General features: G+C 67.5%; 7 protein-coding genes. 1 reads left to right on the top strand and 6 read right to left on the bottom strand.

Features of this window, described 5'->3' with window-relative positions; translation table 11 throughout:
• Positions 1-1406: NEW3 domain-containing protein (locus tag WCE59_RS11890; protein WP_343258985.1), on the top strand; the 1406-nt coding region annotated here is incomplete at its 5' end.
• Here the strand turns inward: WCE59_RS11890 and WCE59_RS11885 are convergent.
• Genes WCE59_RS11885 through WCE59_RS11860 form a run of 6 tightly spaced genes read right to left on the bottom strand, consistent with a single transcriptional unit; the run spans position 1383 to position 16062 of the window.
• The gene (locus tag WCE59_RS11885) at positions 1383-2939 is read right to left on the bottom strand and encodes an oligosaccharide flippase family protein (protein WP_343258984.1); all 1557 of its coding nucleotides are present in this window, start codon (positions 2937-2939) and stop codon (positions 1383-1385) included. The two genes, WCE59_RS11890 and WCE59_RS11885, sit on opposite strands and share 24 nt — an antisense overlap.
• A 5-nt stretch (positions 2940-2944) precedes the next feature.
• Positions 2945-4621, bottom strand: a complete 1677-nt coding sequence (locus WCE59_RS11880; protein WP_343258983.1) for a glucosamine inositolphosphorylceramide transferase family protein — start codon at positions 4619-4621, stop codon at positions 2945-2947.
• The gene (locus WCE59_RS11875; protein WP_343258982.1) at positions 4618-5460 is read right to left on the bottom strand and encodes a hypothetical protein; all 843 of its coding nucleotides are present in this window, start codon (positions 5458-5460) and stop codon (positions 4618-4620) included. Before WCE59_RS11875 ends, WCE59_RS11880 begins: the two co-directional genes overlap by 4 nt.
• Positions 5457-6260: a hypothetical protein gene (locus WCE59_RS11870; RefSeq protein WP_343258981.1), complete on the bottom strand. Its 804-nt coding sequence runs from the start codon at positions 6258-6260 to the stop codon at positions 5457-5459. Before WCE59_RS11870 ends, WCE59_RS11875 begins: the two co-directional genes overlap by 4 nt.
• Positions 6261-6304: 44 nt before the next feature.
• Positions 6305-14566 (bottom strand): non-ribosomal peptide synthetase/type I polyketide synthase, encoded by an 8262-nt coding sequence (locus WCE59_RS11865; RefSeq protein ID WP_343258980.1) that lies wholly within the window; start codon positions 14564-14566, stop codon positions 6305-6307.
• Positions 14567-14619: 53 nt separating this feature from the next.
• Positions 14620-16062, bottom strand: coding sequence for a TIGR03013 family XrtA/PEP-CTERM system glycosyltransferase (locus WCE59_RS11860; RefSeq protein WP_343258979.1), 1443 nt, complete (start codon positions 16060-16062; stop codon positions 14620-14622).
• Positions 16063-16078: the final 16 nt, after the last annotated feature.

Genomic DNA, 16078 nt, shown 5'->3' with positions numbered 1-16078 from the left:
TCTACCACATGGACGGGTCGCCGAACTCCAGCGTCACCCTGCGCCGGGTGTACGCGGCCGGCAACGCCGGCAATCAGGTCAAGATCACCGGCAATTCAACGGTTGAAAACTCGGTCCTGGTCGGTCACTGCACCTACTTCAAGGGCAAGTACAACATGACCGAAGGCGATATCTGCCGCGCCTACGGTGCCACCGTGCTGCTGGTGCTCAACGGCGGCCATACCGCCACCCTGCGCCACAACACCCTGGCCGGCGAAGGCGATGGCAACATCACCTACAACAGCGGCAATTCGTCGGACCGCATCGACATCCGCAACAACGTCGTGGTCGGCTTCCCGTACTTCGTCAACGGCTCCAAGCGTGCGTTCAACGCAGGCAAGGCGCCGGGCACCCTCAACATCTCGGGCAACCTCGGCTGGAACCTGTCCTCTTGCCCCAGCGGCGTCACCTGCGCGGACCCCAGGCTCGCCAACATGACCCTGGCCGGCTTCGACGCCGAGCCGCGATCGGGCAGCCCGGTGATCGACAAGGCACCGATGATCAGCGCGATCACCACCGACTTCCTCGGCGGAAAGCGCCCGGTCGGTGCCGCCAATGACATTGGTGCATACGAGTACGGCGCTGCTGCGGGCTCCCCGGGCCCGGGCCCGACTCCGGACCCGACCCCCACGCCCACCCCGACCCCGACCCCGACCCCGACCCCGACCCCCGATCCCACGCCCACCACCTGCACCCGCCAGGCACCGACGCTCACCATCACCGGGCCGTCGACCGCGGCGTCGGCCGGCAGCAAGGTCAACTACACCGTCTCGGTGCGCAACAACGACCCGGCGATCTGCTACGGAAAGACGTTTTTCCTTGCCCAGACCGTACCCAGTGGCTGGAGCGCATCGCTGGCGGACAGCAGTAGCAAGATCGAACCCGGCGCCACCTTCAAAACCACCCTCAGCGTGACGTCGCCGTCCAACGCACGTGCCGGCAACTACGGGATCGGCGCAGGCGTGAGCAGCAGCATCGCGGCCCATTCCGCCAATGCTTCGGCCACCTACCGGATCGCGGATACGGCCACCAGCTGCGCGCGTCGTGAGCCGACCGTGCGACTGACCGGCGTGTCCTCCGGACGGGCCGGCCGCACCACCAGGTACACGGTGTCGATCCGCAACAACGACGATCGTTGCAACACCGCACAGACGTTCCAGATCGGCCGGTCCGTTCCTTCCGGCTGGACCGGTGCACTGAGCGCAAACAGCGCACGCATCGCCCCCGGGGCGACGTATCGCGCCAGGCTGGAAGTGACTTCACCCGCTTCCGCGCGATCCGGGCGTCATGGCATCTCGGCCAACGTCAAGAGCGGCGCCGGCGGTGTGCACGACAGCAGCGCTTCACTCACCTACACCATCCGGTAATTGCGTCCGCATGCGTGCCGTCGCCCGCGCCCAGAGCGCGAGCGCGGCACCACGCATGTCCGGATCCAGGACCACCACAGGCAAGAGGTACAGGGGCACAAACAGTGCCCCTGCCACCACCAGACGGGCCCATGCCCCCTGCACTGCGAACAGATCAAACCCCTGGGCCACGCTCACCAGCACCGCGCCCAGGGCTATCGCCACCGCCAGGGTGCGGACAGCGGGCAGCTGCACCAGCCCGCGCGGACACCAGATGAAACGGGCCGCGCTCATGGCCGCATAGCTGATCGCGGCAGCCCATGCGGCGCCCATGTATCCCATTCGCGGGATCAGGATGAAATTCATTGCCACGTTGATGACCGCAGTGGCGACGGTAATACACAGCACCGGCATCGTGCGGCGCTTCAACAGCAGGCCGAAGTTTGAAATACCAAGCAACGAGTGCGCTGCCACGGTGATCGCCAGCACCACGAACACCTCGCCCGACGCCGCTTTCGAGGGTCCGCTGAGCGCCACGATCAGGTCTTCACCGGTCACCAGCGCCATCGCAATAATGGCCACCACTGCGTAGGTCATCGGCACCAGGACGCGCCGCTTCAGCGCGCGCACGGTCCTGTTGCCGCCCGTCTCATAGGCCCTGTTGGCCACCGGCACAAACGCCTCCGACAGCGTGGTATCGATGAACAGGTTCACCTGCATCGCCAGTGCCATGCCGATGGTGTAGATCCCCACGACGGCGAAGTCATCGGTGATCGCCCGGAGCATCACGCGATCGACGTTGCTGAGAATGGCGTAGGCCAGCTCGTGCCCCATCAACGGCAGGCCGTAGATCAGGGCGCCACGCAAAGCACCAGCGTCAAACGTCTCACGCGCGAACCGGATATTGCGCCGCAGCCAGTACATCAGCCACGCCAGCAACAGCGCTGTCGCGATGAGCTTGCCGCCGTACACGGCAAGCGCACTCTGCTGGACCATGATGACAGCGCCCAGCACCAGCGCCAGCTCCAGCATGCGGCCAATGATTCGGGTCACCATGACGGTGTCCGAGCGCTCGCCCGCCCGCATCACCGACTGCACGATGGCGCTCACCGCCAGCATCGGCGTCATCAGCACCACGCACCACAGGACCGGGCTGAGGCTCCTGTCGCCCCAATGGCCCCACAACAGCATCCCTGCCACGGCCAGCGTACACAGCCCCACTGACAGGGCCAGCGGCAGCAGGACGACATTGGTGCCGAACGCCCGCATCCGTCCTGGATCGCCGTAGGGATACAGGCGCACGATCGCGTGCTGTGACCCGAGCTTCGCCAGCGCGACCCCGATCAGCATGAAGGTCTCGTAGTAGCGCAGGATGCCGAATTCGGTGTTGTCCAGCATCCGGGTGAGGATCGGAAACGAAATGAATCCCGCCAGCAGCACCAGCGCGTTGGACACCGAGTAGCGCAGGTAGTGGGTGCCCATCCCCGGCGGTGGCCGCAGCAGGTCGGCTGGCTGCGCATGCGCTGCCGTCGCCTTGTCCGGAGGGCTGGCCATGGCGCTCAGCTGGCTTCCGTCCGGCCACCATCGAACAGGCGAAGACGCACTGAACCGGCCGGCGGGCGGCCGGCGACATCCAGCACTTCGCAGCCCCCACCGGCACTGTAGGTATGGCAGCCATGCAGCGCCGGCCCCCAATCGGGCGCCAGCCGCGACAGCGGGCGTTCGCGATACACCTGCGGTCCAAGCTCCAGCACTTCGTTGAACACCACCGCTGCGCCGTAATTGGGCCCGCAGTCCTGGGACGGCCGGATCAGCCGACCCCGATGGTGGAACAGACGGCCCGCCATCCGGGCCCGCCTCACATCGCACACCAGCGGACTGGCCGGATGGGGCGTGTACGGGCCTTCCAGGCTTTCAGCTATGAACAGGAACAGGTCATCGCTGGTGCCTTCACCGTTCTCAGCCACGTTGACGAACAGGTACCAGTGACCATCGTGATGGTGCAGCACGGAATCCACGCAGGACCAGCCCGTCACCAGATCACGGACGCGGACCCACTGCAGTGGGAAATCCACCGCCCGGTACAGGCTGGCGCGCCGTGCGTAGCCCGTCTCCACGGTCATATACCAGTGCTCCTGCCAGGCGAACACCTGCGGAAACGACAGGTGGCCCGGCTCGCTGAGAGCCGTTCCGAGGCGGCGGGCACCGCCTTCGTACAGCTCCACGCAGGCAATCAGGGCCCGGTTGGTGGCCAGATCCATCTCCTCGACGAATACAAGCGTGCGTGCGCCGTCCAGCACCACACAGGGGTCGGCCCACCAGCCCTCGGCCGCCTCAAGGACGGTGTGTGAACCGATCACCGGCGCATACGGATCAAGCGGCTCCGGGTTCCTGCGTACCACAATTGCCCAGCCCTGGTATTTGAAACGCCGGACCAGCGAGCGGACCTTGGCCAGCGACGTCGCCAGCAGCAGGCGCAGCCCTTCGTTCGGCCCGGAAGGCGCACGTGGCGACAGCTTCAGCGTGACCGGTTGGCGCTCCTGCCAGGATCCAGTGCTCGTGGACGTGCTGGACGCGGCCCGCAGCAGTCCGCGCAGCAGCAGCTGCGGCAGCTTCGAAAACGCGTCATTGCGCGTCATCAGGAACGAAGGCAGCCGGGTCCGGCTGGAACTGCCGGCCAGCACGGTCTCAACGCCGTCCGCATCCTGCAACACCAGCTCCACCCGCGTGGCCGGATCAGCCCGCAGCACCGACCCGGCCAGGCTCAGGCCTGCGTAACGGGGGTCGACAAGACTGGCGTCCAGATGCCAGCAGCCAAGGCGTGCCAGCGGAGCGAGACGGGCTGCCCATGCCTGGGGACCAATCAGCAGGACCACGTCGGGAGACAGCGCTTGAACCTGCTCGAGCAGGCGTTCCAACGCGCCTTGCGCGTGGTACGCAGGAGGCTCGCGGGCAATCACTTCCGGCTCGAGGCTTGTGTTGGCATTGCGGTGCACGACGCGCTCCAGCGCCAGGAACAGGCGCATATCGAAGCCGATCTCTTCGAAATCGGGCGCAGGCACGTCGAAGCCGGACACCAGCACAAGATCGATCCATCCGGTGCGCACCGCCAGGTCACGGAACGCCCGCAGCCAGCCGGGAACGCTCGCCGGGGCCACCAGCACCACCCGCGACGGCCTGCCCCGCTCCCCGGACACCGGATACAGCGGCGTGACGGCCGCGGCTTCGCGGCTCACGGCCCCGTCTCTGCCGCCAGTGCAGCCATCCACTGATCAACCGTCGTGATCAGCCGATCACGCTGGATTCTTCCGAAGTAGGTGTGATCGGCTTCCGGCCAGTAATGCATCACCACGCGCGGATCCCTGGCCAGCGGGCCGAAGGTCCAGCCAAACTGGCGCGGATGCAGGAACTGTTCCCCGTAGCCGCCGCTGAAGATGAAAAGCAGGCGAACATCCCGCAGCACCATCTGCTCGAACTCGCGCCGCGCCCGCGCCCGGTCCGGCCAGGAGCGGAAATCCGCGGGATCCGGGCCTGCATCCTCGCGCATGCGTGACTGCAGCTTGTGCGCCAACGAGCGCCATTCGCCCGGCAGGCGGCGCAGCAAACCGGTCATGCGCGCCCAGGTGTACCAGGGGCCGGCAAAGCAGATCCCATCGAGCAGCAGCAGCGCCGACACCCGCGGGTCCAGGTTCGCTACCTCCCAGCCCGCGTCCGCTGCGCTGCAGATCCCGCCCACGGCGAAAGTGCTGCAGCCATGCCGGGCCTCCAGCACATCCATGGCGGCCCGCGTTGCGCCCGCGGCGTCACATCCGGGCAGTCGTGGTGCCTCACCCACGCCGGGAATGTCGTAGCGGAAGCTGCGGATGCCACTGGCTGCCAGCCGTTCGGCCAACTCCACGTGCAGGCGGAAAGGACCGGCGCGGGGCTGCAGGCCTGCGCTTGGCAGGAGCAGCGTGGGTCCCGTGCCGTGCGCGCCGGACAGCACGCCGGTCAGGCGATCGTCCGGACCAAACCGCACGATCACGTTCGCGGGTTCATCGATTGCGAAACGCTCACTGCAGTGCGCCATGTTCATGCCCATGGCGTCGCGCGTATCGATGAACCCAGCCCGCGCACCAGCTCGCGCATCGGCGGCGTCATGAACAAGGTGCCGGCCATCGACGCCCCGCCTTCCAGCCTCGGCGCCGATGCAGGCAGCGGAACGACCCGCTCGAACTGCACCGGGGATGGCGGGTCTTCCTCGCGCGCCACCGCCCACATCCGTGAGCCGTCCGCCCGCCGTGGCCCCTCCAACCGGGCCCGCGCCAGGTCGTGGCGCAGGCGTGCGGACACCATGAAACCCATCAGCTGGCCGTCGGGGGCATCGCTCGGACGCGGCACGCCCGGGCGCGGAGCAGGCAGTGTCACTCTTGCCGCTGCGTCAGCCCGCACCAGCCGTTCCAGCCAGTCGGCGCCATCAGCCAACGCCTCCCAGAGAACGACCAGATCCGCCTTTCCGCCCCGTGCCAGCCAATCGTGCACAACCAGCGCCGCGCCACGCCACGCCACCAGTACCACCCGCCGCGCGCCGGTCCGCGCGCGCAGTGCCGCGGTGGCCAGGTCCAGGTCGCAGCGCATGGATTGGAAATCCACTTCATCCCCGCGGCCGCAGGAATCGCCGGTGCCAAGGAAATCAAAACGCAGCGAAGGCAGGCCCAATCCCGCCAGCTCGTTGGCCACTTCTGTGATGAAGCGGCGGCTGCGCGGCTGCTCGTCCAGCAGCGGTGGCACCAGCACCACTCCCGTCGTGGCAACGCCCGGCACAGCGTGCAGCGCCGCATACAGCGGACGCGCAGTCGATCCGAGCCAGAACGGCTCCCAGTTCCCGTTATTCATAGCGTCCCCCGCTGTCCATCACGTATCCATTCGTCCCACCGCGATCACGGCGACGAATCCGCCGTGCGCCTGAAGAGGCGCCGCATGCCATTGCCTATCCGCGCCCGGAAACCGCTTGTCTGCCCGGCTGCGTCCGCCGCCATCGGCAGCCCCTCGGCAACCTGCGCCAGGGTTTCCGCACCCAGCCGGATCAGCTTGATCCGCACTCCTGTTTCACGTTCGACGCGGTTGGCCATCTGCACCGCCAGCATGGAATGGCCGCCCAGGTCGAAGAAGTTGTCCTCCGGACCGGCGGGCATACCCAGCAGGCGCGACCAGACTTCAGACAGGTAGAGCACGCGCGGGTCGGTCACCCGGGCCGCTTCATGCGGCACCTGGCTGGACTGTGCGGACGGTACCGGCAGCGCGTGGCGGTCAACCTTTCCATTCGGGAGCAGCGGCAGGGCGGCGAGCACGACGAAGTGCTGCGGCACCATGTAGGCAGGAAGCTGGCCGCGCAGATAGCCGCGCAGCGCATCGTGTTCAATTCCGGCACCGGTGGCAGCGACGACATAGGCCACCAGCCGCTGGTCACCCGGCCGGTCCTCGCGCACCATCACCAGCGCACGTGCAACCTCGTCGCGGGCTGCAAGCAGGGTCTCGATCTCGCCCGGCTCGATCCGGTGGCCACGGATCTTGATCTGGAAATCGAGCCGGCCGTGGTGTTCCAGCTGCCCGTCAGCGCGCCACCGGCCCAGGTCTCCGGTGAGGTAAAGCAGGCCCGGGCCCTTGTGCAGATCCGTGCTGAAACGGTCGGCAACGAAGCGCCCAGCGGTCAGCTCGGGGCGGTCCAGGTAGCCCAGCGTCACTCCCTCGCCGCCGATGGCGATCTCACCCGCCACGCCCGAGGGACACAGCCCGCCACGCGGATCAAGGATCCAGACCCGGGTGTTCGCGATCGGGTGGCCGATGCTGATGTCGGGCATGGTATCCGGCGTGTCGCCTTGCTCGGAGCCGGGAGTGATCCGCGCGATCGTTGACCACACCGTGGTTTCGGTGGGTCCGTACAGGTTCCACAGTGCACCGCAGCGTGGCAGCAGCTGCGCGACGAGGTCCGGCGGCATCGGTTCACCCCCGCACAGCGCGGTGAAGCCCGGCGCACCTGTCCACCCGGATTCAAGCAGCATCCACCAGGTGGACGGCGTGCCCTGCATGACCGTCGCCCGGCTGCTGGCCAGCAGCGACGCCAGCGCGGCACCATCCGCGGCGGTGTCGCGATCGGCCAGCACGATCATCGCGCCCACGCTCAGCGGCAGCAGCAGCTCCAGCACCGCGATGTCGAAGGACAGCGTGGTCACCGCAAGCAGCCGGTCATCGGCAACCATTCCGGGCTCATGACGCATGCCGGTGAGGAAATTGGATACCCCCCGATGCGGAACCCGCACGCCTTTGGGCAATCCGGTGGATCCGGACGTGTAGATCACGTAGGCGACGCCCTCGGCCTCAGCGGCGCCATCGTCGCGACCAATGCGCGTGGACGGCGCGGCCGCCAGTTCGGCATCCAGCGTGTCCAATGGCAGAACGGGCCGGCCGCGCAGGTCAAAGACGGCCGCATGCGCACCCGTGGTCAGCAGCGCTGCCAGGTTCGCATCCCCGGCCATATAGGCCAGCCGATCGTGCGGAAACTGCGGGTCCAGCGGCACCCAGCCCGCACCCGCCTTCAGCACGCCCAGGACCGAGGCCACCATGTCGAAGCCGCGATCCACCGCCAGTCCCACCAGCGCGCCGCGGCGCACGCCGTGGCTTCGCAGCAGGTGGGCGATGCGGTTCGAGCGGTCTTCCAGCTCCGCATAGCTGAAGCGGGAGGCGCCGAAGCTCACCGCGATGCGCTCGGGTGACCGGTCGCACTGCAGCTCAAAATGCTCGTGCATCAGCCGGTCGCGGTCGAACGGCACAGGCACCGGCTGCAGCGCGGCCTGTTCCGCCTGCTCCACCGCATCCACCAGCGCAAGATCACCGAACTCGCACGTTTGCCGTTCCACCGCCGCGCGCAGCAGGGTTTCGTAGGCGCGCAGCCAGCGGCGCACCGTGCCCTCGTCGTACAGGTCGCGGTTGTACTGGCATTCCAGACGCAGGCCGTCACCCACCCGGGCGGCGTTCACAAACAGCTCCAGCGCCTCGAAACTGCGCGGGTTGTGGCCTGCTTCAACCGCCAGGCCGGGGAAAGAATCCTGCTCCCTCGCATAGGCCTGTTCGAGGTTGAACATCACGTTGACCAGCGGCACCCGCGACGGATCACGGGCGATACGGAGCTTGCTGAGCAGCGTGCCGAACGTGCAGTGGCGATGCTCCATGGCATCGATCAGGCGTGCCTGGGAGTCCTCCACCAGATCGGGGAATGGCTTTGACGGATCCACGTCGAACCGCAGCGGCAGCGTGTTCACGCAGTGTCCAACCAGACTTTCGTGTCCCTCCGCCGGTTGGCCCGCGGCCGGGATCGCGATGACGATATCCGACTGCCCCGACAGCCTCGACAGCCTCGACAGCAGCCCGGACAGCCCCGCCAGCAGCGTCGCGAACAGGCTCGCCCCACGGCTGGCGCCCATGCTGCGCACGGCGTCCAGCAGCGCCTCGTCGATGGTGTGATCCACGCGTGCGGAAGCAAACGTGCGCTGCGCGGGCCGTGCCCGGTCAGCGGGCAGGTCGAGCGGCGGTGGTGGCGTCTGGAAGATCTCGAGCCAATACGCTTCGTCTGCGCTGTCCAGACCCTCCTCGGCCCGGGCAGTTTCGTTACGGGCGTAGTCCAGGAAGCTCGCCGGCTCGGGCAGCGGATCACCGGTCTCGCCCAGCTGGCGCCGGTACAGCACGCCCAGCTCGCGCACCAGTAGCCCCCACGACCAGCCGTCGCAGATCACATGGTGCGCAGCCAGCAACAGCAGGTTCTCACCATCGGCGAGCTGCAGCAGCTCGGCGCGGAACAGCGGTCCGGCATCAAGCGCATAGGCCTGCTCGGCCGCCAGACGCTTGCGCTCCTGGAGTCGCGATTCGCGCGCCTCGCCGTCCAGCGCCGTGAGGTCGATGACTTCCAGGTCGATCCCGGCATCGTCGAGCACGTGCAACGTTTGTCCGTCCTGGGACAGGTGCGAGCGCAGCGCGTCGTGCCGTGCAACCAGATCTTTCAATGCAGCCCGCAGCGCCTGCAGGTCCAGCCGGCCGCGCATGCGCAGCGACATCGACAGATTGAAGGCGAGCCCGCCTTCCGCTCCCATCTCGCCGGCCAACCAGATTTCCTGCTGTGACGCCGTTGTCGGCGCCTGGGTACCGGCAGGCGCGTCATCGCGCCCGTCATCCTGCTCGTCATCGCGCCCAGCTTCGGCCGGTACGGGCGTCTGGGACTCCGCCTCGGCAGCCGGAAGTTCGCGGTCAAGCCATGCCGCAAGACGGTCAAGCGATCCCTGCTCGCCCATCAGCTGCCGGAACGTCACCGGCACATCAAAAGTGCCCTGCAGTTTCCTGGCCACCTGGGTCAACATCAGGCTGTCCAGACCAAGTTCGACGAAGCTGGTGGCGTTGTCTTCGGCATCAATGTCCATGCCCAGATACCCACCGAACAGGCTTCTGAGCTGGGCCAGCAATCGCGTCTGTCGATCAGCGTATCCCACCTGCCCGACAGCACCTTCCTCCTGGCCCATGAGCACTTCGTCGGGCGCATCCACGCCCCTGGCAATCTCCGGCGCTGCCCGTGGCTGGCGCTGATCCGCGGCCGTCGCGGGTGCGGCGTCCACCCAGAAGCGCTTGCGCTCGAACGGATAGGTCGGCAGGCGCAGGCGATGACGGATCTTGCGGCGATCAAACATGCCGGGATCCACATCCACGCCCTGCGCCCAAAGCTGCCCGGCCGCCAAGCGGAACGCGGCGATCTCATCGGCCGGGGCATCGGCCAGCGATGCCACCACCGTGGCGCCCTGCTGCTGCAGAGCCGGATGCTGGCGCGACAGGGAGGTGAGCGTGGTGCGCGTGCCCACCTCCAGCAGCACGCGGCCCGGGGTTTCCAGCACCCGGGCCAGCGCCGTGGCGAAGCGCACGGGCTGCAGCAGGTGGCGCGCCCAGTATTCCGGCGAAGTGGCCGTATCGGCATCCAGCCACTCCCCGGTGGCCGTGGACACCAGCGGCAGCGTCGGAGCCGAGCGCTGGATCGCCTCGATCTCGGCCAGCAGCGGCGGGACCACCGGCTCCATCATCTTCGAATGGAACGCATGGGATGTCTGCAGCATGCGACAGGCCACGCCTTCCACCTCCAACTGCGCCTTCAGCCGCTCGATCTCATCGGCCGGACCGGAGGCCACGCTGGACCCCGGCGCGTTTTCCGCGGCCAACGAAAGCCCGGGGGTCAGGCGCGCCAGCAGCTCGTCGCTGCCCATCCGCACCGTCAGCATTCCGCCCGCTGGCTGGGCCTGCATCAGCGCCCCGCGCATCGCCACCAGGCGCAGCGCGTCGGACAGGGAAAACACACCGGCCAAAGTGGCCGCAACCAGTTCGCCCAGGCTGTGGCCGATCATGGCCACCGGCACCAGCCCGCGCTCCATCCACAGCCGCGCCAGCGCGTATTCCATTGAAAAGATGGCCGGCTGCATCACGCCGGTCGGCAGCAGTGCCGCCGGATCATCACCGAACATCAGCGCGCGCAGGTCCAGGCCGGGGCCGGTGCTCAAACCTTCGACGCACTGGTCGAAAGCAGAAGCGAACCCGGGCTCGGCCTGGTAGAGGGCACGCCCCATGCCGGCGTATTGGGATCCCTGGCCAGGAAACATGAACACCACCTCACGGTCCCTGGCCGGCTTGCTCCGCCTGACGGTGGTGGCCAATTCCGGGCTGCGTAGCGCGGCAGCAGCTTCCGACACCTCCGAGGCCACCACCACTGCGCGGTGCGCGAACGCCTTGCGCCCGGACGCCAGTGTCCACGCCACGTCGGCCAGGTTGATGTCCTGCGCACCGTCCAGGAAGTCGGCCAGCTGCGTGGCCGCCGTCCCCAGCGCAGCAGGTGAGCGCGCCGACAGTGCAAGCAGCTGGGGGCCATCATCCGGATCGGAGGCCGGCAGCGCAGGCGCCTGTTCCAGCACCACGTGCGCATTGGTGCCACCCACCCCGAACGAGCTCACGCCGGCCCGCAGCGGTCCGTTCGCATCACTCCATTCGCTCATGGCGGCATTGACCACGAACGGCGTCGTGGGGAAATCGATGGCGGGATTGGGACGCTCAAAGTGCAGGCTGGGCGGGAGCCGGCGCTCGCTCAGCGACAGCGCAGTCTTGATCACGCCCGCCGCACCGGCGGCGATCACCAGATGCCCGAAGTTGCTTTTGACCGAACCGATCCTGCAGAAGCCGCTATCGGCCGTCCCATTATCGGCCGTGCCGCGACGGAACGCTTTCACCAGCCCTTCGATCTCGATCGGATCGCCCATCGGGGTGGCGGTGCCGTGTGCCTCCAGGTAGCTGATGTCACGCGGTGACACGCCCGCGCGTGCTTGCGCCATCGCGATCACCGCGGCCTGGCCGTCGCTGCTCGGCGCGGTGAAGCTGGCCTTGCCTCCGCCATCGTTGTTGACCGCCCCGCCGCGAACCACCGCGTAAACCGGGTTGCCGTCCCTGATCGCATCGGACAGACGCTTGAGCAGCACCACCGCAGCACCATCGCTGAACACCGTGCCCTTGGCCCCGGCGTCGAAAGGGCGCGTATGACCATCCGGGGACAGCATCGCCCCCTCCTGGTAGATGTGTCCGCTGCGCGGCGGGCACACCACCGAACTGCCCCCGGCCAGGGCCATGTCGCACGCGCCCGCACGCAGGCTGTCCACCGCCTGGCAGATCGTCACCAGCGAAGTCGAGCAGGCGGTGTACATGCTGATCGCAGGCCCGGTGAGGTTCAATTTGTGGGCAACGCGGGTGGCGATGTAGTCCTTCTCGTTGGCCAGCGTGACCTGATAGGTGCCCACCTCGTCCACCAGCTCGGGATGGGCCTCGACGTGTCGGCGCAGATAGGTGGAGTGATAGGTCCCCGCGAACACGCCCACCGGCACGGTGGACGCATCGGGGATTTCACCGCCGCGCTCCATGCATTCCCAGCACAGCTCCAGGAAGATCCTGTGCTGCGGATCCATCAGCTCGGCTTCGCGCGGACTGATGCCGAAGAAGGCGGCATCGAACTGCTCCACTCCCTCGATGATTCCGCGCGCGGTCACGTAGGACGGATGCATGCGATCGGCCAGCGGAATGGACGGATCAAGCTCGTCCTGCGCAAAGGTGGTGATCGAATCGCGCCCGGCACACAGGTTGTCCCAGAACGCTTCCACATCGGCCGCGCCTGGGAAGCGCCCGGCCATCGCAATGATGGCCACCGGCTCGTGGGCCGGTCCCGTCTGCGGGGTGGCTTGGGGCGCATCGCGACGCGCACCGGCGAAGCGGCGCTGGCCAACGTCCGCCTCAGCGCCCTGCACCAGCGCAGCGGCAAACGAGGCCGGCGTCGGGTGGGCGTAGATCAGCGTGGCCGGCAATGGCTGTTCCGCATGCTGCTGCAGTCGACCAAGCAGCTGCACGGCCAGCATCGAATTGCCACCCAGGTCGAAAAAGTTGTCGTGCCGCCCGGCGCGCTCGATGCCGAGAAGGGCCGCGAACGCCTCGCATACCTGCTGCTCGCGTGATCCAACCGGGGGTGCGTAGGCCACCGCCAGATCAGGACGTGCGCTGCCCGGCGCCGGCAGTGCCACGCGATCCAGCTTTCCGTTGGCCGAGAGCGGCATCCGCTCCATCGCAATGCACAGGTCCGGCACCATGTATGCCGGCAGGCGACTGGCCAGCAGCGAGCGCAGGCTGACCGGCGTGACCTCTTCGCCCGGCGCCGCGGCACCGGGCAGGTAGTAGCCCACCAGGCGCACATCGCCCGGCCGGTCCTCGCGCGCCACCACCACTGCTTCGCGAACGCCGGGGCAATCACGCATGTGCGCTTCTATCTCGCCGGGCTCCACGCGGTTGCCGCGGATCTTGACCTGGAAGTCCTTCCTGCCAACGAACCGGTAATTTCCATCCGGCAGGCACTGCGCCAGGTCGCCGGTGCGATACAGCAGGTCCTCGGGACCGGTGCCGTACGGATTGCGGATGAACGCCGCAGCGGTCAACCCGGGCTCATTGCAGTAGCCGAGGCTCCGGTACGGCGTGCGGATGAACATTTCACCGATTTCGCCCGGCGCGCAGTGCTCCAGGTTCCCATCCAGCAGCAGCGCTTCTGCACCGGGAATCGGCTTGCCGACTGGAACAAAGCTCCCCTCGACTGGCGTCGCCGGCAGCCGGTGGAAAAACTTGGCGAGGGTGGTTTCCGTGGGGCCGTACAGATTGACCAGACGGATGCGTTCGCCAAACAGGGCGATCCAGCTGTTGGCATCGGCGGGCGCCAAGCTTTCGCCGGCCAGCAGCACCAGCTTGAGGGCCGGCAGGCTGTGCGCCGAAAGATCAGCGGCCAGCAGGATGCGGAACACCGAAGGGACGCAGTGGATCAGGCTGACCCGTTCCTTCTCGATCCAGTCCGCCAGCTCCGCCGGTGTGGACAGGCGCGTAGCCGGGGGGATGCATACGGTGCCGCCGCTGCAGAGCGCAGCGAAGACATCACGCAGATACACATCGAACGCAGGCCCGGTCAGCTGGCTGATGCGCGATCCGGGGCCCAGCTTGAACTCGCCGATCTCCCACTGGATGAAGTGGGCCAATCCACCGATCCGCCCCACGATCCCCTTGGGCCGACCGGTGGAACCGGAGGTGAAATACACGTAGCAGGGATCGTCGGGCAGCGTGGGCACGCACTCGGCCTGCCGGGCACAGGCCGAGGCCTGCAGAACCGCCACCGGCTGCCCGGCGAACTGACCGGCCGGCAACCCGACCGCGTCCATGGCAACAACGGTGCCCACGCCATGAGCCTGCATCAGTCCGGTGGCAACCGGGACGGTCGCGGCTTCCAGGATCATCCACTCCGCCCGCATGGTGCCGAGCATGTCGAGCAGGCGGTGCTCCGACCAGCTGGCATCGAGGGAGGCGAAGACGCATCCGGCCTTCAGGCATCCCAGCGTGGCAATGATCTGCTCAAGCGGATTGTCCAGCAGGATGGCAACGATCGTGCCCTTGGACGCGCCGCCCTTGGTCAGCGCGTTGGCCACCTGATTGGAACGCTCGTCCAGCTCCCGGTAGCTGGTATCGATCGACCGCCAGGAAACAGCGGGCGCGGCCGGGTCCGCGTTGACCACCGCATTGAAAAGTCCAAGTACGTTCCCGGCACTATCCACGTCCACCCTCCTGTCCAAGCTGATACGGCAACGCCCGGCCACAGCGGCCAGCCTCACCGCGCCCCCTTCCGGAACAGCACCACTTCCACCGTCTGCAGCAGGATCATCAGATCGAACACCAGCCGCTGGTTCTTGACGTAATAGAGGTCGAAAGTGAGCTTCTCCTCGGCGTCGCGCACCGACGCGCCGTACGGATAGCGCAGCTGTGCCCAGCCAGTCAGCCCCGGCTTCACGCAGTGACGCACGCCGTAGTAGCGGATCTCCCGGCTGAGCATGTCCACGAACTGCGGACGCTCCGGCCGTGGCCCGACGAAGCTCATGTCCCCGCCCAGCACGTTGAACAGCTGCGGCAGCTCGTCCAGCCGCGTGGTGCGGATGAAGCGGCCCAGGCGGGTGCTGCGGTCGTCGTCCTTCGACGCCCAGCGTGCGACACCATCTCCTTCGGCGTCCGGGCGCATGCTGCGGAACTTCACCAGCTCAAAGCAGTGGCCGTTCTCGCCGACGCGCGTTTGCCGGTACAGCACCGGGCTGCCGGATTCCAGCCGGATGGCGAGCGCCACCAGCAGCATCACCGGCCAGGCCACCAGCAGCAGGGTCAGCGCGGCTGTCACATCGAAGATCCGCTTGCTCAGGCGGCGCGCCAGGGAATGATCGAACCCCCCGGAGAACACCAGCCAGGAAGGATCGGCCACGTTGACGTTGACCACGCCCGCTTCCCGTTCGAAAAGCGTCGACAGGTCCAGCACCGCAACCCCGCTCTGTGCGCAACCCAGCAGCTGCGGCATCGGCAGCCCGCCGCGGCGTTCGTCCGGCGCCACCACCACTTCATCCACATGCAGCGTGCTGGCCAGCTGCAGAATCCCGTCCGGCGCCTCGATCATCAATTCCGGTGCGACCGCGATCGCCTGACCGGGGACCGGAACAAAGCCGACCACGACGAACGACTGCCGGTCGCTGTGGCGGCGCAGCCTGCTGTTGATGAGGTCGGCGTTCCTGCCCGCGCCGTACACCAGCACCCTGCGCTTGAAGCCGGGGCTGTGGAAATACCGCCGTGTGATGATGCGCAGCCCAACGACTGCCAGAAGGCCCAGCAACAGCGCCATCGCGAGGATGCCGGGTTCGATCCAGGTGGCTGTCACCAGCTGGTGCAACACGAGCAGGCCGATGGTCGCGGCTGCGAATGAAAGCAGCAGGCGGAACACGAAATCACCACGGGCATGTCGCGCGTGCACCTGGTACAGCCCGAACGCCGCCATCGCTCCGGTCACGAACAGCAGTACCGGCAGGATCCGGATGGCTTCGTGGCCGAAGTAGGCCGTCTGCCCGGTGAGCCGGGCGATCTCCGGCAGGTCGGCAGCCGCGGCTGCCGAGGCTGTCGCGGTAAAGAGCGCCGGCAGCTTCGTCGCCACCGCCACCGCGGCAACGAGGGCCAGCATTTCAGTCAGCCAAAGTGCCCGGAACGCCCGCACCTTGCGACTTTCCGCAGTCGTGGCCATAAGCCGTCTCCGCAAG

Origin of the sequence: Luteimonas qiangzhengi, assembly GCF_039548515.1 — a bacterium.
GTDB lineage: Bacteria > Pseudomonadota > Gammaproteobacteria > Xanthomonadales > Xanthomonadaceae > Luteimonas.
The sequence above is the reverse complement of the archived record's forward strand: the minus strand, read 5'-3'. Positions and strand labels throughout refer to the sequence as shown.

Excerpts from the sequence above, each read along its gene's own strand:
- WCE59_RS11860 (WP_343258979.1), bottom strand. The coding sequence starts at position 16,062 with ATGGCCACGACTGCGGAAAGTCGCAAGGTGCGGGCGTTCCGGGCACTT.
- WCE59_RS11875 (WP_343258982.1), bottom strand. The coding sequence starts at position 5,460 with ATGAACATGGCGCACTGCAGTGAGCGTTTCGCAATCGATGAACCCGCG.
- WCE59_RS11885 (WP_343258984.1), bottom strand. The coding sequence starts at position 2,939 with ATGGCCAGCCCTCCGGACAAGGCGACGGCAGCGCATGCGCAGCCAGCC.
- WCE59_RS11870 (WP_343258981.1), bottom strand. The coding sequence starts at position 6,260 with ATGAATAACGGGAACTGGGAGCCGTTCTGGCTCGGATCGACTGCGCGT.